The sequence below is a fragment of the Jongsikchunia kroppenstedtii DSM 45133 genome, assembly GCF_000380485.1.
Lineage (GTDB): Bacteria > Actinomycetota > Actinomycetes > Mycobacteriales > Mycobacteriaceae > Jongsikchunia > Jongsikchunia kroppenstedtii.
Genome location: NZ_AQYG01000036.1, coordinates 40339 through 57223, shown reverse-complemented (window position 1 = coordinate 57223; position 16885 = coordinate 40339). Strand labels below are relative to the sequence as shown.

At 66.9% G+C, this 16885-nt stretch carries 15 protein-coding genes; 6 read left to right on the top strand and 9 right to left on the bottom strand.

The genetic code is table 11. From position 1 onward, the window contains the following. Positions 1-23: 23 nt before the first annotated feature. From G341_RS0103410 to G341_RS0103390, 5 genes are all read right to left on the bottom strand, one after another. Positions 24-659 (bottom strand): TetR/AcrR family transcriptional regulator, encoded by a 636-nt coding sequence (locus G341_RS0103410; RefSeq protein WP_018177705.1) that lies wholly within the window; start codon positions 657-659, stop codon positions 24-26. 23 nt (positions 660-682) lie between these two features. Beyond that, positions 683-2101, bottom strand: a complete 1419-nt coding sequence (locus G341_RS0103405) for a lipase family protein (protein WP_018177704.1) — start codon at positions 2099-2101, stop codon at positions 683-685. 103 nt (positions 2102-2204) lie between these two features. Next, complete coding sequence (locus tag G341_RS0103400; protein ID WP_155826754.1) at positions 2205-4739, bottom strand: tetratricopeptide repeat protein; 2535 nt, start codon at positions 4737-4739, stop codon at positions 2205-2207. A gap of 14 nt (positions 4740-4753) precedes the next feature. Beyond that, on the bottom strand, positions 4754-5761 hold the full coding sequence (locus G341_RS0103395; RefSeq protein ID WP_026303202.1) for a glutamate ABC transporter substrate-binding protein: 1008 nt from the start codon (positions 5759-5761) through the stop codon (positions 4754-4756). Then, complete coding sequence (locus G341_RS0103390; protein ID WP_043450443.1) at positions 5758-7224, bottom strand: hypothetical protein; 1467 nt, start codon at positions 7222-7224, stop codon at positions 5758-5760. The genes G341_RS0103395 and G341_RS0103390 overlap by 4 nt, the downstream gene beginning before the upstream one ends. A 188-nt stretch (positions 7225-7412) precedes the next feature. Here G341_RS0103390 and G341_RS0103385 point away from each other — a divergent pair, with 188 nt between their 5' ends. Further along, positions 7413-7883: an NUDIX hydrolase gene (locus G341_RS0103385; protein WP_026303201.1), complete on the top strand. Its 471-nt coding sequence runs from the start codon at positions 7413-7415 to the stop codon at positions 7881-7883. A gap of 109 nt (positions 7884-7992) precedes the next feature. On the opposite strand, the gene G341_RS0103380 is transcribed toward G341_RS0103385, so the two are convergent. The 3 genes from G341_RS0103380 to G341_RS0103370 form a co-directional block, all read right to left on the bottom strand. Continuing rightward, a complete protein-coding gene (locus G341_RS0103380; protein WP_018177699.1) occupies positions 7993-8466 on the bottom strand; it encodes a hypothetical protein in 474 nt (157 codons plus the stop codon). 146 nt (positions 8467-8612) lie between these two features. After that, entirely contained in the window at positions 8613-9293 is a 681-nt protein-coding gene (gene thiE / locus G341_RS0103375; RefSeq protein WP_018177698.1) for a thiamine phosphate synthase, read from the bottom strand. A gap of 10 nt (positions 9294-9303) precedes the next feature. Then, the gene (locus tag G341_RS0103370) at positions 9304-9945 is read right to left on the bottom strand and encodes a TetR/AcrR family transcriptional regulator (RefSeq protein WP_018177697.1); all 642 of its coding nucleotides are present in this window, start codon (positions 9943-9945) and stop codon (positions 9304-9306) included. 67 nt (positions 9946-10012) lie between these two features. Here G341_RS0103370 and G341_RS0103365 point away from each other — a divergent pair, with 67 nt between their 5' ends. Together G341_RS0103365 and G341_RS0103360 are read left to right on the top strand one after the other, a co-directional pair. After that, on the top strand, positions 10013-11149 hold the full coding sequence (locus tag G341_RS0103365) for an oxygenase MpaB family protein (protein ID WP_018177696.1): 1137 nt from the start codon (positions 10013-10015) through the stop codon (positions 11147-11149). Then, positions 11146-11700, top strand: coding sequence for a peroxiredoxin-like family protein (locus tag G341_RS0103360; RefSeq protein ID WP_018177695.1), 555 nt, complete (start codon positions 11146-11148; stop codon positions 11698-11700). Before G341_RS0103365 ends, G341_RS0103360 begins: the two co-directional genes overlap by 4 nt. A gap of 18 nt (positions 11701-11718) precedes the next feature. Here G341_RS0103360 and G341_RS0103355 read toward each other — a convergent pair whose 3' ends face one another. Beyond that, positions 11719-12381, bottom strand: a complete 663-nt coding sequence (locus G341_RS0103355; RefSeq protein ID WP_026303200.1) for a TetR/AcrR family transcriptional regulator — start codon at positions 12379-12381, stop codon at positions 11719-11721. Positions 12382-12478: 97 nt separating this feature from the next. Here G341_RS0103355 and G341_RS0103350 point away from each other — a divergent pair, with 97 nt between their 5' ends. From G341_RS0103350 to G341_RS0103340, 3 genes are read left to right on the top strand one after another with little or no spacing between them, the layout of a single operon-like run. After that, complete coding sequence (locus G341_RS0103350; RefSeq protein WP_043450440.1) at positions 12479-13816, top strand: lipase family protein; 1338 nt, start codon at positions 12479-12481, stop codon at positions 13814-13816. Beyond that, positions 13723-15519, top strand: a complete 1797-nt coding sequence (locus tag G341_RS20855) for an AMP-binding protein (RefSeq protein WP_018177692.1) — start codon at positions 13723-13725, stop codon at positions 15517-15519. The genes G341_RS0103350 and G341_RS20855 overlap by 94 nt, the downstream gene beginning before the upstream one ends. A gap of 10 nt (positions 15520-15529) precedes the next feature. Next, a complete protein-coding gene (locus tag G341_RS0103340; protein WP_026303198.1) occupies positions 15530-16870 on the top strand; it encodes a lipase family protein in 1341 nt (446 codons plus the stop codon). Positions 16871-16885: the final 15 nt, after the last annotated feature.

The window sequence follows — 16885 nt, the reverse complement described above, 5'->3', positions numbered from 1 at the left end:
TGAACGCTGGCGCGTCGGCGCCGTCACTCGGCCGGTGGGATGCCCAGGATGCCCGGCGCGAGCAGTAGTCGCATGGTGTCGATGACCGCGTCGATCGTGATCGTGTCGTCGGTGACCGCCAGCACCAACACCGCGTTGACGGCGCCGATGTAGGCGGCCCAGGCCAACGGGCTGGCGGCGGTGACCGACAGACCATGGGTCTGCCCGGACTCCACCGCGGCCGCGAGCAGATCCGCCCACCGCGCGCGCTGTGCGTGCCGATGTATCTCGAACTCCGGACTCACGCCGACCACCTCGACGAACGAGACCCGCACCAACCGCGAATCATGTTGGTACACATCGACGAAAGCCCGTACCGCGCTGTCGATCCAGACGTTCAGGTCGCCATTGCCGACGCTGGCCGCGAACGCCTCGGCCACGGCGGTCTGTGCCTGGTCCTGGAGCTGGTCGTACAGCTCGCGGAGCAGATGCTCGCGATCGGAGAATTCGGCGTAGAACTGGCGCGATGACAGCCCGGCGGTCTTGCAGACGGCCGCCACCGATGTCGATGCATAGCCGTCGGTGCCGAACAGCTCCAGGGCCGCGTCCAGGAACCGCGCGCGTCGGTCGCGACGTCGTTCGTCGACGTCGCGACCGGCGTAGCGGCGGGCCTGGCTCATATCGGCCAGGCTAGTCCAGTCGATCAGAGATGCCCCTGCCCGATCGCTTGTCCGAACAACCCGCTCAGGGCGGTGCCGACGGTCGAGGAGAACACCGGCCACCACTTCTCGTTCACCGTCATGCTCAGCTGGTCGCTCGTCGTGCATCCCCGGCCGGCCGGAACGCCGTCGAGACGGTCTTTGAGCCACAGGAATGCTCGTGGGGCGCCGGCGATTTCGGCGATGACATGCTCGGACAGATGGTCGCGGGTGTAGGTGACCTGGGCGTGCGGATCGCGACAGTAGCCGCTGACGAGTCGATCGACCTGGGAGACCGGGACGATCTCGTCGAGCGCGGAGTTCCAGATGTACATCGGCATCGCCGGGGTGGACTTGCCGAGGCGAGTCGCGTCCAGCACGGCCCGCACCGGTCCGGCGTTGAGCGGGTTTCCCGGCCAGTTGACGAGCCCGATGTTGTTGAGGAAGGGGAAGGTCGACGACTGGTACTGCACGCAGAGCCCGGATTTGCCGGCCATCAGTGCCTGTCCGAGCGGATTGACCTGACGGGTGAGGAACTTCTGGAAGTCCGGATACTCGCGCGCGAGGCCGACGATCGCTCCGAGGATCAGGCCGCTGGTGACGTTGTTGTTGGCGGCCTGGAGGACGACGCCGAGGTCGGCCGGGACCCCGCCTTCGGCGGCGCCGACGATGTTCAGCTCAGGTGCGTAGGCCCGTTTGAGTTCGGCCGCATGCCCGGTGGCGATCGCGCCGCCGGAGTAGCCGTACATGCCGACCCGCGACGCCGAGGTGACGCCGAGCGGGCTGAAGTTCTTGGCGGCCCGGATGCCGTCGAGAACGATCCGCCCGGCCAGCGGTCCCGCGGCGTACGCGGAGTTCGGCCCTTCGTGGTCGGGGATCGAGAGGGCCCAGCCCTGGCTCAGAAAGCCCTCGGCGACAAGCATTTCCAGGGGGAAGACCACCTGGCCGACCAGCTGCGAGGCCGAGAACTGCTGAATGGCGTACGACGGCGCGCAGTACTCGCCCGTGGAATCCTCGGCGATCTGCATCGATACCAGCTTGCGCGGCGCGGTCGCCGTGCCTCGCGGCTTGAGCAGCGTGGTGACCGCGGCGATCGGCTCGCCGCGGGAGTTCGTCGAGCGGTACGAGACCTGCCAGGCGTCGACGTTGATGGGCACCAGACCGAGCGTCGACGCGGCGATCCGGCGGGCGGCGATGATGTCTCCGGGTTGTTTGTCCGCGTACGTCTGCGCCGCCGGGTGGTAGAAGCCGGGGTCGAGTTCCGGCGGCAGCGGGATCGTCGGTGGGGGAGCGATGCGCGTCGGTGAACTGTTCGCGGGCGGGCCGGCGGGTGGCGCAGCTGCGGCAGTGGCGGCGGTCAGGAACGCGGCGAGCGCGACGACGACGACGGCGGCCGCCGAGCGCAGAGTGGGGGCTGAACGCATGGATTCCTCTCAATGTGAAACGTCACTGTTTCACTTAACGAGGCAAGCTACCAGCACGACGATCCGAAGGGAACACGTTTCGCGGGATCCGGTGTCAGGGTTTCTAGATCAGGGTGTGCGGCCGGACCATGTTCGCCAGGTCGACCAGATTGAAGCGGATCCGCCGATCCACGGTGGAGCGCGCCAGCCGCCGCAGCGAGCGTTCGGTGCCGGCCCGCAGGCCGAGTTCGGTGAACGGGTAGCCCAGCAGCACCGTCTTGGTGATCTCCCGTCCCGAGGCGTCCTGCGACGGCGTCGCATTCGCTTCCTGCTCGGGATGCTCCAGCACATAGCCGAGACCCACGCCGAGCACCATGATCGCCAGACGAGCGCGCCGCGGCTCCGACTCGGGCATGTCCTCGACCCGCAGCGCGGCCTCGATCAGCTGATCGCGTTCGACGCTCTCGGCGGCGCGGCCGGTGACCAGCGACAGCACCGCGGTACATCGGGCCGCGTTGTAGTGCCGGCTGCTCGGCGGCACTTCGTCCAGGGCACGGACGGCGCCGTCGATGTCCTGTTCGCTGAATCGCATGCGCGCCAGGCCGAATGCGGCGGTGATGATCGCGCGGTCGGTCTCCCACAGCCGCTCGTAGTGGTGTGCGGCCATCGCGTTCCAGCTGGCGATCACGTTCGTGCGTTCCGGGGACGGGGCCTGACTGCCGAGGATGCGGCGCGCCACCAGTTCGGCCGTCGCGGCCACCGCAAGCTTCGGCGCGACCTCGCCGGGCATCGCCTCGAGCACCGCGGAGAAGTGCCGGTTGGCGGTCGATGGCTCGTTGTCGAGTACGGCGCAGATCCCGGCGAACCACTCTGTGCGCCAACTGCGTCCGTGCGCTTCCTCGGCGGCGTGGATCAGCGCCAGCGCGGTGTCGACCTCGCGGAGATCGATGTAGGCGCGGGCCTCGGCGAGATCGATCTCGAGGGAGGGATGGTCGCCCGATACCGGACCGTCGAATGTCGGCCAGCCGGCGGCGCGCGCCGATTGGATCGAGTCGATGGTCTGCTGCGGCTCGGACAGCACCGTGGTGGACAGCAGCTCGGCGGCCGGATCGTTCGGGTCGATCAGCGGAACCGGTAGCGCGGCCACCACGTCGTCGGGGTCGAGGTCGCTGGCCGTGGTCTGGTCGAAGAAGTCGTCCACCGGGCCGAGCTGCAGCTCGGTGCCGAAAGTTGTTCGCTGCGGCGTGAATACGGTCGACATCGCCGGCCGCGGCACGCCGGTGTCGTGTGCCACGGTCTCGCGCAGCACGTTGAGCAGCTGGTCGGCCATCTCGTCGGCGCTGGCGAAGCGATGTGCGGGATCGGCGTTGGTCGCGGTCTGCAGCAGCCGATAGAACGACGGGTTGGCCGCGAGGATGTCGTTCTCCACCGGGTCCGGCAGCCCGTCGACGTAGCGGCCGTTCTGCATCGGCATGTCGAGGGTGAGGACCGCGAGGGTCCGGCCGAGGCTGTAGATGTCGGTGGCGACCTGTGGTCCGGTCTTCACGATCTCGGGGGCCTGGAAGCCCGGGGTGCCGTAGAGATGCCCGTAGCCGTTGATGGGGGACACCGCGCCCAGGTCGATCAGCTTGACCTCTTCGGCGCCGACCATGATGTTCTCGGGCTTGATGTCGTTGTACACCAGGCCGATCGAGTGCAGATAGCTCACCGCCGGCAGCACCTCGAGCACGTAGGCGATGGCCTGCTCGATGGACAGCAACGAATCCGGCCCGTTGATCTCGCTCTGTTCGGCGATGACGTCCTTGAGCGTGCTACCGCCGATGTACTCCATCACGATGTAGCCGTAGGTGCGGCCGGTATCGGTGTGATGCTCGACGAAGTTGTAGATCTCCACGATGCCCGGATGCGACACCGAGGCCAGGAACTGCCGCTCGGCGAGCGCCACCGCCTGCGCCTGGGCGTCCCGCGAATTGAGCAGGCCCTTGAGCACGACCGCGCGGTCGGAGACGTTGCGGTCGGTCGCCAGGTAGATCCACCCCAGCCCGCCGTGCGCGATCGCGCCCTGGATCTCGTACTGGTCGGCGACCATGGTTCCGCGGGCCAGACCCGGGACGAACGAGTACGGCGAACCGCAGTTCCAGCAGTCGCCGAAGAGCGGGCCTTTGCCCTTGCCGCTGCTGCGGCCCACCGGTTTTCCGCAGTTCCAGCAGTTGCGTTTGGACTCGGAGACGACCGGATCGGTCATCACCGCGTCGGCTGGGGCGATCGCCTTGACATGCGGGAGCGCGACCAGGCCGCCGCCGATCCGCGGCCGGGGTCCGGGCGCGCGGGTATGCGGCGGCAACGGCGGCGTGGGCATGGGCCCGCGTTCGGTACCGACCGTGGGTGCGGTGAATTCGTTTGCCACTGTGCCGATTCCGACAGTGCCGCCGCCACCACGGGTCGTCGCCGCGGTCATCATCATCGAACCGCGTTGGGTACCTTGGGTTTCATCGACCGGAGTCGCCTGCCCGGTCGATGCCGCCGCGCTGGTCGTCGGCTCATCCTCGGCCGGCGTCGAGCCGTCGTCGCCAGTGCCGTCGCCGCCGGTGTCGGTGGCGTCGGCGGCGGTCGGGCTGTCATCGAGATCGGCCTCGTCGGCCGCTCGTTCTGCTCGCATGTCGTCGCCTGCCGTCATTGCCGATACGTCGCCGGTGGTGGATATGGGGCCTGGCCAAGCGGATTCGACAGCCAGCGGTTGTAGATGGAGAACCAGGTGCCGTCCGCTCGGATGCGGGCCAGGGTGCCGTTGACGAACCGCACCAGGTCGGGTTCGTCCCTGTTGATGCCGATTCCGTACGGCTCGGTGCTCAGCGATTCGCCGACGATGTGCACGTACGGATCCTGGGATGCCAGCCCGGCCAGGATCGCGTCGTCGGTCGAGGTGGCATCCACCTGGCCCTGTTGCATCAGGACCAGGCAGTCGGCCCAGGTGGTGACCGAGACCAGCTTGGCGGCGGGAACCTGCCGCTGCAGCCGGCCGATCGAGGTGGTGCCGCGGGCGACGCAGACCCGCTTGCCGGAGAGGTCCTCGATCGATTCGATGGGGGAGCCCCGCAGCGCCAGGATACGTTGGGAGGCTTCGTAATACACCGTCGAGAAGGCGACGTCGGCGAGCCGGTCGCAGGTGATGCTCAGGGTATTGACCACCAGATCGACCTGCCGATTCTCCAATGCGGTGAAGCGCTCGTCGGCCGTCAGGATCCGGAAGGCCACCCGATTGGGATCGCCGAAGATGTCGCGGGCCACCTCGCGGGCGATGTCGACGTCGAATCCCTCGACGTTGCCGGTGATGGGGTCCCGGAAGCTGAACAGGTTGCTGCCGATGTCGAGCCCCACCGTCAACACACCCTGCCGGGCGATCGCGTCCATCGAACTGCCCGGAGGCATCTGGCTGCGTGGCGGCATGGGATCCGGGGGCAGGCTGGCGGTGGCGTTGCAGGAATCCACCGCGGGCGCAGGCTCTTTCGCCGGGGTCCAGTCGACACCGGGTGGCAGCGGATCGGTCGCGGTGGCCGTGGGCGGCGGGCTGTCGGGCGCATGAATGTCGCTGCATGCCGCGGTGGCCACCGTCGCGCAGACGACGGCGGCCGCAATGGCATACCGGCGCAAGCGATCTCGTCGTCTGAGTGTGGTGGTCATCGGTACTCCCGGATGCGGGGATAGAACCCGACCGCGGTGGCGAGCGCGGCGAGGATGCCCAGCACCAGCACGCCGGTGCCGGCGAAGCCCAACACCACGCGCGCGGTGTTCACGTCGTCGCGGAATGCCGATCGGGTTTCGGCGATGCCCTGCGTGAGGGCCTCGTCCACATCGGAATAGGCCGCCGCGCTGCCGTCCGGGCGATCTCCCACCGCCCAGGAGATCGCGCCGACGAAGTCGCCCACGTTGGACCGCTCGACCATCTGGCCGTGCGCGTTCTGCCAGCGGGTGAGCGCGCTGATCGCATTGTCGACGGCGTCCTGTCCCTCGGTCTGAGACCGATTGTCGTGGTACGCCTTTAGCAGTTCGTTGATCTGCGAGGTGGCCTGGGTATAGCTCGAGTCGAGCGAACCCTCGTCGCCGAGACGGGCCAGCGCCAGCGTCTCGTCCGAGCGGGCCTGCTGCGTCAGGTTGCGGATCGTCGTCAGGTCGTGCAGCGGCCGCGCGCCGGAGTTCTCGGCTTCGGATGTCGACGACACTGACAGCACGCCCCCGATCAGCACCCACAGCAGGCTCACCACGATCGCCACGATCGCGACCAGCAGGCCGATGTTGATGAGCCGGCGACTGCGGCGGGCGACGTAGCGGTGCGTCGCGAGCAATGCGAGCAGCAGCAGCGTCACCGAGATATAGACGCCCCACAGCGGCCGGGTGAAGTTGTTCTTGGTATCGCTGATGGCGGCCGACCGTTGTTCGTAGACGCGTTCGGCCGCGGGCAGGATCACCGACTGCATCAGATTGGATGCCTCGCCGAGGTAAGCCGAGCCGACCGGATTCGCCAACCGGTTGTTGGTGCGGGCCGTCTCGACCAGGCCGGTGTAGACCGGCAGCTGCGCGGCCAGCACGTTGAGGTCGCTCTGCGTCTGGGGATTCTCGATGGTGCCGCTGGCCGAATGGACCAGCGCCTGCGCGGCGGTGGCGATGGCCGTCGAGTAGCGATCGCGCAGATCCTGCGGTGCCAGGCCGCCGGAGATGAACGAGGAATTCGCGGCGGCATCGGCGATCGACAGCGAGCTGTAGAGCACTTGCGAGGATTCGGCGATCGGCTCGGCGCTGTTGATGGTGTCCTGCAGCAGCTTCGTGCGATGGTCCAGGGAGTAAGAGCTGTACCAGCCGAACGTGATGCACGAGATCACCAGCAGCAGGCAGATGATGATGAGCTTGCCCGGCGTGGTGGTGGCGAACTGTCGCATCGACACCAGCGGCGACTGGCTGCGTTCGCGCGCGAGCAGAAGCAACTCGCGCTGATTGAGGACGGCCGCCCGGCCGGCGGCGACGGTGAGTCGCGGATCGGCGGTGGCAGCACGGATTCGGGCGGCTCGGCCCGGTGGGCCGGTTGGGCGCCGGACGCGCATCGAGCGGCGTCCAGCAGACTTCTGTTGCGAAGCCTTTGCCCCGGTCACGCCATTCCCTTCGGGTCACCACCCTGCAGGCTGGCAGGAGTGGTTCTGTCTTCGACCATATAACGGTTGGCCCGCGGGCACGCTGAACGCCACGACCGTCCGCACAATGTATCGGCACCGCTGCCGCGGATGTTTCCGGTACGACGCTTGAGGTGTCGATCGATCGTGATCGGGGATAGCGTGTGGGCATGCACGGCGATGGTGACGGTTGGGTATTCGACGCTGCGGGCAACCGCTATTGGGGTCGGCACGGAGCCGCGGGACTGCTGTTGACCGCCGAGACCACGGACGGCCGCGTCGTGCTGCTGCAGCATCGTGCGTTCTGGTCGCACCAGGGTGGCACGTGGGCCCTGCCGGGCGGCGCCCGTGACTCGCATGAGTCCGCCGCGGATACCGCCGTCCGAGAGGCCAGTGAGGAAGCCGGCATCCGCGACGAGCATCTGACCGTCTGCGATGAGATCGTCACCCATAGCACCGAGGTCGGCTGGACCTACACCACGGTGATCGCCCGAGCTCAGGAGCCGGTGGCGACTCAGGCGAACGGCGAGTCCGTCGAATTGCGTTGGGTGCCGGAGAATCTGGTGGACGACCTGCGACTGCACCCGGCGTTTGCCGCGGCCTGGCCCGGTCTGCGCGAACGCCTCGCCGAACTCGGCTGAGCCGAGGCGCGAAATCCGCGCCGATTGTGTACATCCGCGCCGGTTGTAGTCGGCGCGGATCCACGAAAGCGGCGCGGATTCCCCGTTTTGGATTCCCTGTGTCGGGCGATCAGCCCAGCATGTTCGCGGCGGCGATCAGCGCCTGCATGGCCGACTCGGTGGCGTCGTCGCCGCGGCCCATCGCCCAGGTCCGGCGATCGTCGCGATCGGCATGGATGAAGGTGAAATACCCGTCGGACGTCGATTGCTGGTGCAGCGCAACGATTTCGACCGGCGCACCGATCTCGTACAGCATCCCGGTGAGCGCGGCCAGCGGACCCGTCGCGGTGATCGACATCGGTGTGATGCGATCACCGGTGGCGATGGTGGCGGTCAGCTCGACCTGATCGTCGGCTCGATCGGCGATCCGCCAGCCGCCGAGCCGGATGGTCGCCGACTCGGTGTAGGCGCGCTCGAACTCGGTCCAGGACATGCCGGCCGACGCGGCGCGGAGAGCGGCGGGCACCGGCTTGCCGAAGCGCGCGGTGAACGCGTGCGCATCAGTGGAAGACGAAGCAGGTGTGCGGTGTGCCAGGGAGTTCATGGTCGGTCCTACCAAGAGATCGGAGGTGACCGACGAGAATGCGTACGCGCAACCGAACCCCGCAGCGGGGGGTCGGTCGAATCAGACCCCGCTGCGGCGGCTGGCTACGAGAAGTGCGTTACGCATAGTGCCGTCGACAGTAGCGGCTACTGGACACCCGATGCAACTAGGACATCGCGGAGACGACGGGCCGCGGCGGCCGGGTCGGCGGCGGCCGTGATGGCCCGCACGACGACGATCCGACTCGCGCCTGCGGCGATGACCTGCGGCAATCGCTCCTCGTCGATGCCGCCGATGGCGAACCACGGGCGGGCCGGTGCGGCCGCGGCGACCTGCCGGACGAGGTCGAGTCCGGGCGCGGGACGGCCGGGCTTGGTCGGGGTCGGCCAGCACGGTCCGGTGCAGAAGTAGTCGACGCCGGGCGCCTCGGCGGCCGCGAATGCTTCGTCGTCGGCATGGGTGGAGCGGCCGATGATCATGTCGTCCCCGACGATCGCCCGGGCGGCCGGCACGGGCAGATCGTCCTGGCCGAGATGGAGCACGTCCGCGCCGACGGTGGCGGCGATGTCGGCGCGATCGTTGACGGCGAGCAGCGCGCCATGCTTCGCGGTCAGCTCCGCGAGCCGGCCGAGCAGGTCGACCTCGTGGGCGGCCTCCAGCGCGCCGAATTCGCGTTCGCCGGCCGACCCCTTGTCGCGGAGCTGAATGATGTCGACCCCGCCGGCGAGCGCCGCGTCGGCGAATTCCACCAGGTCACCGCGTTCGCGGCGGGCATCGGTGCAGAGGTACAGCCGGGCTGCCCGGAGGCGGTCGACGCGTGCGGTCATTCGGCAAACGCTACTGGGCGTCGCGGTCGGTGCTCAGCCGGAGCCAGCGCTCCATCGTTCCCAGAAACCCGGCCGTCGCTATATCGCGGTCGATCGCTCCGAGCGAGAAGCCGATGGCCAATCCGATCCCGGAGCCGAACAGGGCGGCCACCATTGCATCGAGCTCGCGGGGCTCGAGTGCGGCGGATCCGGAGGTGTGGGATTCGCTGACGATCAGGGCGGCGACCGCGCCGCGGAAGTAGTCGATGGTCTGCTTGTTCGACGCGATGCTGGTCTCGCGGGTCGCCAGGACGAAGTCCGATGTCAGCCGGATCCATTCGGGCCGATCGAGCACCTTGTCCCAATGCCGCTGGATGGCAGTCTGTTTGGCGTCATCGTCGGCAGCGGCTGACACATCTCGTGCCAATGCGGTCATCACTTCGCCGAAATGTTTGAGCACGAGCTGGCGGCACAGGTCTTCCTTGCCTGCGAAGTTGCCGTAGATCGAGCCGTGGGTGCGCCCGGCCTCGGCGGCTATCTGCGCGACGGTCGTGGCGTTGTATCCGCGATCGAGAAAGACCGTTTCAGCCGCGGCGAAGATCAGCTCGCGGGTCTCAGCCTGCAGCTCGTCGCGGGTCTTCGCCTTCACGATCACCACCGTATCGGCACGCACCTTGTCAGCGTGATCTGGTTCATATAACGTTCCAATTCAGATTACAACGCAATATGAGGAGCTGAGGATGGCCAGTCTGCGGGACGATCCGAGATATGCGGGAACGGTCGAGGAGCGCCGCAAGCGCGACCGGCGATACGACTTTCTGCTGAAGCTGCATGGCAAGAACGGACAGAGGGCGCTCGCGATCGCGGAGGCGCCGCGCCGGGACGACGGCTACTTCGGGCTGGATTCGATCAGCTTCAAGGTCTACGAGAACGTGCTGATCGCAGGCCTCGGCGCGCTATCCGGCCTGTTCATTTCCACGATCGATCCCGACGGCGCGTACGGGGTCGGGCAGCACACGACCTACTACTACGACACGGTGGGCCGGATCCGGCGGAGCCTGTTGTTCTTCGCCGGAGCGGTCGCCGGCGATACGGAGTCGGCGCACAAGGTGGGGCGTGACCTGTTCCGCAAGCACGCGCACGTGAATGGCGAGGTGCCGTCGACGGGCGAGTCGTATCGCGCGAATCATGTCGAGACGATGAAGTTCACGTATGTCGTCGGCTGGCCGCATCTGTGGCGCGCCTACAAGAAGTTCGGCGACCCGAGTGCGACCTACGAGGACGAGTGCCAGTTCTACAAGGAGCAGGTCCGCGTCTGTGAACTGATGGGAATGCCGGCCGGCGAGCTGCCGGATACCCCCGAGGCCGTGGAGGCGTGGGTACAGAACGCGGAGAAGAACATCATGGCCGTCACCCGGCCGGCCCAGGAGCTCTATGACTTCCTGCTCCACAATCCGCTGACGCCGCTGTATCCGAACGCCGTGATGGGCCCGGGAATCAAGCTGGCGATCTGGGCCTCGATCCCGCTGCTCACGCCGTACGTCCGGGAGATCTGCGATCTCGAGACCATGCGGATCCGCCCCGCCGTCGGGACCATCGCCATCAAGGGTGCGGTTCGAGCGCTGCGAAATCCGTTGGTGGACCGGCTGATTCTGCCGTGGTTCGGGTATGAGATGTGGGGCTACATGCACAACGCGATCCGGCACGCGCCGGACACCGGGCCGGTGCCGTTCGACCATGGTGTGGGAATGCGGCTGCAGGAGGGCAAGGGCGGAACGTTGGGAGACAACGCCTGTCCGATGCATGCGTTGCTGGCCGCCCAGTCTGCTGATGCCCAGTCTGCCGACGCGACGGCCGCGGAGGGGGCGACGGTATGAGCCGTATCGACATCATGGCGAACGAGCGGCTGCTCGATGACCGCCATCATCTGCACGAGTTCCGCGAGCTGTGGGCCGATGGCCCGGTGGCGTTCGTCTTTCTCCGGCAGTTCGGCAGCGCCTTCGCTCTGGAACAGGCGCGCTCCCTGAACGCCTACTACGACGAAATCGCTGGTGCCGGAGCGAGAGTCGTCTTCATCGGACTGGGTACGCCGATCGAGGCGTTCACGTTCCGCAAGCGTGCCGAGACCCGGTTTATGGTGCTGGCAACGCACGACCAGACGCTCTATCGCACGATGGGGCTGTGGCGGTATCGCGTTGGCACGCTCGGACCGGCGAATCTCGGAACCTGGGCGAAGCTCATCCGCGCCGGCGTGTATCCGTATCAGCGGACGGGTGACCCGTACCAGCTCGGCGGGGTCTTTGTCGCCACCGCCGGCGGCGCCGAGGTCGTGTGGGATTACCGGGCGCACAAGGCGTCTGACATCGCTTCGGCAGGCGAGATCGCGCGGGCACTGGTCTGTGCCGCGGAGACCGAACGGGCGGCGTGACCGCCCGCCGGATGAGTGCTACCGGTCGGACTGCATTCCGGCGCGAACGGTCAGAGCGAAATCGGTCATGTGCGCGATCAGCATGTCGATGTCGCGATCGGTCGGCGCGTAGTCGGTGCGGTCGAGGGCGTCGCTGACCAGGTCGAAAAGCCCGCCGATCGTCGCGATAGCCATCGGCGCGCCGCGCGCGTCCGACGGCGGGTCGTCGAATCGAAGCCATGCGGCGCGCACGATCCCCGCCGCCTCGCGTCGGTTCGCCCGTCGTTGTCGTTCGATGGTCGGGGAAATGCCCCCGGACTGACCGAAGGTCACGACCGCGATTCGCGGATCGTCGAGTATCGCGCCGGCGAATGCGCTGAGGAGCTGGTGTGTTGCTGTCGCTTCGTCGTCGGCGATCTCGTCGAGCATCGCGGTGACCCGCTGCACAATGGTGTGCGTATTGCGTTGCAGCAGTTCGAGGTAGCAGGCCTCTTTGGTCGAGAAGTGTTCGTAGAACGCCTTGTTGCCGACGTACGCGGCCTGGCATAGACCTTCGATCGAAGTTCCTGCGTAGCCGTCGCGGGCAAAGCAGTCCAGGGCGGCGTCCAGCAGCAGATCGCGGCGCTGCTCCGCGCGTTGTTCCGCGTCCAGCCCGCGTATGCGGCGCCCCTTGGGGGCAGGTGCCACACGTTTTGCCGTCACGGGCAGAAGTCTACGTCCGGTTTAGAAAAAGAGCTCTTGTTCAAAACAAGAGCTTGTGCTGTACTCCCGGTACCACTTAAAACGCGGAAGGCTGGGAATGACGACGAAGCGGGCTCTGGCTGGGCTGGTGCTGGCGGTGTGCAGCGTGCTCATCGCGATCAATCCGACTGCGGCGTGGGCCGATCCTGGGTTTCCGCCGGGATTCCCGCCGAATCAGAATCAGCTGCCGCAATTGCCGCGCGAACCCGACATCTATCGGATGTTGCCGATTCCGACTCCCGATCAGGACCAGTGGTACCGGGCGCCGGCGAACGTGGCCGCATACAAACCGGGCCAGATCATCCGCAGCCGTGAGGTGCAGACGCGGATCGTCGGGATCCCGTTCCCGGTGTACACCAAGCAGTTGCTGTATCGGTCGGAGAACGTGCACGGACAACCGATCGCGACCGCGACATCGGTTGTGGTGCCCGGCATTCCCTGGTCCGGCAGCCCGCGGCCGGTGGTCTCGTTCCAGGAGGCGATCGATTCCACCAACTCGGCCTGCAACCCGTCGCATACCCTGCAGGTGGGCACGTTCAAAGAGGCATCGCTCGCGATCTATTGGCTGGCACAGGGTTTCGCGGTCAACGTTCCCGACTTCGACGGTGAGTTCAACACGTTCAACACCTGGGACGAGGGCAAGATGGTCCTCGACAGCCTGCGAGCGATCAAGAACGACAGGTCCCTGGGCATGCATGATTCCGGGTTCGCGCTCTACGGCTACTCCGGCGGTGGATCCGGTTCGATCCGGGCGGCCGGACTGCGCAAGAGCTACGCGCCGGACATTCGCTTGTTGGGCACCGCATTCGGTGGCACGCCGGCCGACCTGGTCGCCGAGGCGAAGTACGCGACGACGCAGCAGCCGGGCGTGACAGGGATCAGCAACTTCACCATGTGGTTGGGCTTCGCCGGCCTGTCCCGGGAGTACCCGGACGCATTCGATCCGAAGAAGCTGCTGACGCCGGCGGGGCAGCAGATCGTCGCGGACCTGCAGAGTCGGTGTGTGTACACCGCCGCGATGACCGGCATGTGGCGGCCGATCGATGAGTACTACAAGCCGGGCATGAGCCTGGAGAAGACCCCATCGGTGATGAAGGTCTTGCGAGAGATCAGTCTGTACAACCACATTCCCGACTCGCCGCTGCTGTGGTTCCACGGGATCTGGGACGAACTGATCCCGCCGTCGGTGGTCGTCCCGACCGCGCACAAGTACCGGGATGCGGGCGCGGATCTACGCTTCATCACCGCGCCGCTGCCCGAGCATGTGACGAACGCGGCGGTCGACTGGCTGCCTGCCCAGGCATGGATCAGCGCCGTGCTGCGCGGTCTGCCGCCCGGTCCGAGATTCATGCTCGACTACCCCGCGCCGCTGCCGGCCGGCTTCCCGGGGACCTGATCGTGTCGCTGAGTCAGATCGCGGCCGCGGCCGTCACCACTGTGCGCCAAGTCGGGGTTCTCCACGACGCCGGTCTGATCGATCTGCGGCGCCCGGATCTGCTCTGGTACGCCGCTCGCAGCACCCGCCGGTTCGGCCCGATCGCCGGGTCGGTCCGACTGTCGGCCAAGCGTTTTCCGGACCGTCTCGCAGTCGTGGACGACGAGCGATTGCTGACGTATCGGGAACTGCACCGCTCGACCGATGCGTTGGCGCGGTCCTGGATGGACCTCGGTCTCACCGCTGATTCCACGATCGGGGTGCTGTGTCGCGACCACGTGGGATTGGTCGAGGCGATGGTGGCCGTGGCCAAAATGGGCGCCCGGTTGGTGCTGATGAACACCGGGTTCGCCGGCGCCCAGCTGGCGGACGTCGCGGCACGCGAGGGCCTCGACGCGATTGTGGCCGATGACGAGTTCCGCTCTGCGGCAAGAAGGCTCCCGGGCTCAGTCCGGCGACTGAGCATCGATACCTCGACGTTGCAGTGGACCGGTTCGGTGATCCCGCCCCGCCAGGGTGGCTTCGTGATCCTGACCGGCGGAACCACCGGCACGCCCAAGGGAGTGCCCCGGCGAGTGCAGTCGCCCCTCGCCGCCGCGCAGTTCTTCGACCGAGTTCCGCTCCGTCCCGGAGGGACGACCCTGCTCTGTGCGCCGCTGTTCCACGGGACCGCGCTCTCCCAGTTCATTCTGTCTCTCACGCTCGGCTGCACCAATATCCTCCACGGTCGCTTCGATGCGCCACGGGCGCTGGCGCAGATCGAGGAGCACGGCGTCACGGCGATGGTCGTCGTGCCGACCATGCTGCGGCGCATCATCGGCCTCGGCTCCGAGGAGATTGCGCGGTATCGCACCAGCAGTCTGCGCATCGTCTTCTCGGCGGGCGCGGCGTTGCCGCCCGCACTCGGGACCGCCGTCATCGAGCAATTCGGGCCGGTTCTGTACAACTTCTACGGGTGCACCGAGACCGGCACCGCGACCATCGCGACGCCGGAGGATTGGATCGCCGCGCCCGGGACAGTGGGCCGTCCGCCGATCGGCATCACCGTGCGCCTCTACGCCGACAACCGCCACCTCGTCTCCCGGCCGGGCCGGAAGGGCACGGTGTATGTCGGGAATTCCATTGCATTCCAGGGCTACTCGGGCGGCGGTGGCAAGAAGATGATCGACGGGTTGATGAGTACCGGCGATATCGGCCACTGGGACGACGGCGGCCGGCTGTTCATCGACGGCCGCGACGACGACATGATCGTGTCCGGCGGTGAGAACGTGTTTCCCGGCGAAATCGAGGACCTGCTCTATACACACGACGCCATTGCCGAGGCGGCGGTTATCGGAGTTCCGGATGACGACTTCGGGCAGCGACTGGCCGCGTTCGTGGTGCCGGAGGCCGCCGACATCTCGGTCGATGACGTGAAACAGTATGTCCGCGAACATCTTGCACGATACAAAGTTCCGCGCGACGTCCATTTCGTCGACGAGCTGCCTCGCACCACCACCGGAAGATCTCGCGGCCAGGACTGGCCGAACTGGCCGCGTCCGGAGCCGACAATGTCTGACCATCGCCGCCTGCCGGGAACCCTGGCTCGTGCCGTCATCGGTGTGGCCGCGGTGCCGACTCGTCCCGCTGTACCGGCCGTAGTGCTTCGAGCACGATCCATCTAGGAGAGCTGATATGAGTCACCTGAAACGCTGGGCCGCTGGGGTGGTCGTGACCCTGTGCGCGATCCTGATCGTGGCCAATCCGGCTCTGGCAGAAGCCCAGCCAGGGTTTCCGCCGACATTCCCGTCCGATCAGAATCAGCTCCCGCAGTTGCCGAGCGAGCCCGACATCTACCATGCGCTGCCGGTGCCCTCACCCGACCGCGATCCGTGGTATGCCGATCCGCCGAATCTGGCGAAACTGAAGCCCGGCACGATCATTCGCACTCGGGTCGTGCAGACTCGACTGCTGGGCATCCCGGTGCCGGTGTTCAGCAAGCAGCTGTTGTATCGGTCGAACAACGTCCACATGCAGCCGATCGCGACTGCGACGACGGTCATCGTCCCGGGGATTCCGTGGATCGGGAGCCCGCGCCCGGTGATCTCCTATCAAGAGGCGATCGACTCCACCGACTCGTCCTGCAACCCGTCGCATACGTTGCAGGCGGGAACCTTCAAAGAGATTGCGGAGCTTCAGTACTGGCTCGAGCAGGGCTTCGCGATCAACGTCCCGGACTTCGACGGCAAGTTCAATACGTGGATCACGAAGGACGAGGGCTACATGGTTCTCGACAGCCTGCGCGCGATGAAGAACGACCGATCACTCGGCCTCACCGACTCCGGAATCGGGCTGTACGGGTTCTCCGGCGGGGGAGCGGGAACACTGCATACCGCCGAAGAACGCAAGACGTATGCGCCGGATGTCCAGATCCGGGCGGCGGCGTTCGGTGGGGTGCCGGCGAACCTGCCGGCACTGGTGGACTACGCGGCAAGGCCCGAGCCGGGTGTAACGGGAATCAGTAGCTTCGTCCTCTGGCCGGCGATCACGGCAATGGGCCGGGAATACCCCCAGGAGTTGGACCCGAGGCGATTGCTGAACAGCGCCGGCCAACAGATCGTGGCGGACATGCAGCACCGTTGTGTCTACAGCGAGGCGCTGACCGGTATGTACCGCCCGATCAGCGCCTACTACGCCCAGGGCTCGCTGGGGGTCAACGATCCTCAGGTGCGAAAGGTGATGGCGGAGAATTCTTTCGGTCAGAAGATCCCTGACATCCCGCTGCTGTGGGCAAACGGGCTCTGGGATGAACTGATCCCGACCTCGACGATCCTTCCGGTGGTGCATAAGTATCAGCGAGCGGGCGCCGATCTGCGCTACTACACGATTCCGATGGTCGAGCACGTAGCGAACGCGATCGCGTCGTGGCCGCCGGCGGTGGCGTGGCTCAGTGCCGTCCTGCGCGGCCTTGATCCCGGGCCCACGTTCACTGTCGACTATCCGGCACCGTTGCCGGCCGGCTTCCCAGGGACGTGATTCCGCCCACGCTTC

Excerpts from the sequence above, each read along its gene's own strand:
- G341_RS0103365 (WP_018177696.1), top strand. The coding sequence starts at position 10,013 with ATGGCCAGTCTGCGGGACGATCCGAGATATGCGGGAACGGTCGAGGAG.
- G341_RS0103395 (WP_026303202.1), bottom strand. The coding sequence starts at position 5,761 with ATGACCACCACACTCAGACGACGAGATCGCTTGCGCCGGTATGCCATT.
- G341_RS0103380 (WP_018177699.1), bottom strand. The coding sequence starts at position 8,466 with ATGAACTCCCTGGCACACCGCACACCTGCTTCGTCTTCCACTGATGCG.
- G341_RS0103385 (WP_026303201.1), top strand. The coding sequence starts at position 7,413 with ATGCACGGCGATGGTGACGGTTGGGTATTCGACGCTGCGGGCAACCGC.
- G341_RS0103340 (WP_026303198.1), top strand. The coding sequence starts at position 15,530 with ATGAGTCACCTGAAACGCTGGGCCGCTGGGGTGGTCGTGACCCTGTGC.
- G341_RS0103400 (WP_155826754.1), bottom strand. The coding sequence starts at position 4,739 with ATGCGAGCAGAACGAGCGGCCGACGAGGCCGATCTCGATGACAGCCCG.
- G341_RS0103360 (WP_018177695.1), top strand. The coding sequence starts at position 11,146 with ATGAGCCGTATCGACATCATGGCGAACGAGCGGCTGCTCGATGACCGC.
- G341_RS20855 (WP_018177692.1), top strand. The coding sequence starts at position 13,723 with ATGGATCAGCGCCGTGCTGCGCGGTCTGCCGCCCGGTCCGAGATTCAT.
- G341_RS0103405 (WP_018177704.1), bottom strand. The coding sequence starts at position 2,101 with ATGCGTTCAGCCCCCACTCTGCGCTCGGCGGCCGCCGTCGTCGTCGTC.
- thiE (WP_018177698.1), bottom strand. The coding sequence starts at position 9,293 with ATGACCGCACGCGTCGACCGCCTCCGGGCAGCCCGGCTGTACCTCTGC.
- G341_RS0103350 (WP_043450440.1), top strand. The coding sequence starts at position 12,479 with ATGACGACGAAGCGGGCTCTGGCTGGGCTGGTGCTGGCGGTGTGCAGC.
- G341_RS0103410 (WP_018177705.1), bottom strand. The coding sequence starts at position 659 with ATGAGCCAGGCCCGCCGCTACGCCGGTCGCGACGTCGACGAACGACGT.